Genomic DNA, 568 nt, shown 5'->3' on the forward strand with positions numbered 1-568 from the left:
ACGAAGGTTCCACAACAGGAGCGGGAAATGCCATCAAAGCTTCCGGAAAAGAAGGCATCATCGGCGTGGGCTTCGATAAATCCGATGCCATCATGGGCTTAATCGACGACGGATATTTACTCTGCACAATGGCACAGAACCCGGACGTTATGGGATATGAAGGCGTTAAAGCAGCGGTAGCGGCTATAGGCGGCGAGAGCCTTGGCGGAAAAGTAACTGATACAGGCGTATCCGTGCTGACGGCGGGAGCAGCAGGCGCAGCGGCAGCAGCTCCGGCGAAAGCAAGCAAGGAGTGGAAAATCGCTCTGATCACAATGGATTCCATCGACCAGCACTGGGTAACCCTGAATGAAGGCGCACAGGCTAAGGCGGCAGAACTCGGCGTTACCGTTACATTCATGTCCCCGAACACCAAGGACGACGCACAGCAGATTGAGTGTGTGAACAACGCAGTGGCAGGCGGCTACAACGCAATCATGGTTGCGGCAAACGGCCCGGATGCCATCTCCTCTGCATTAAAAGAGGCTGAGGCAGCAGGCGTGAAAATTGTCTATGTTGACTCACCGGC

1 protein-coding gene is annotated in these 568 nt (G+C 54.9%); it reads left to right on the plus strand.

Annotation, left to right across the window (positions count from 1 at the left end; genetic code table 11):
• The coding region (locus tag CLOSYM_RS22935) for a substrate-binding domain-containing protein (RefSeq protein WP_021640850.1) at positions 1-568 on the plus strand (568 nt) is incomplete at both ends.

The sequence above is a fragment of the [Clostridium] symbiosum ATCC 14940 genome (genome assembly GCF_000466485.1).
Classification (GTDB): domain Bacteria; phylum Bacillota; class Clostridia; order Lachnospirales; family Lachnospiraceae; genus Otoolea; species Otoolea symbiosa.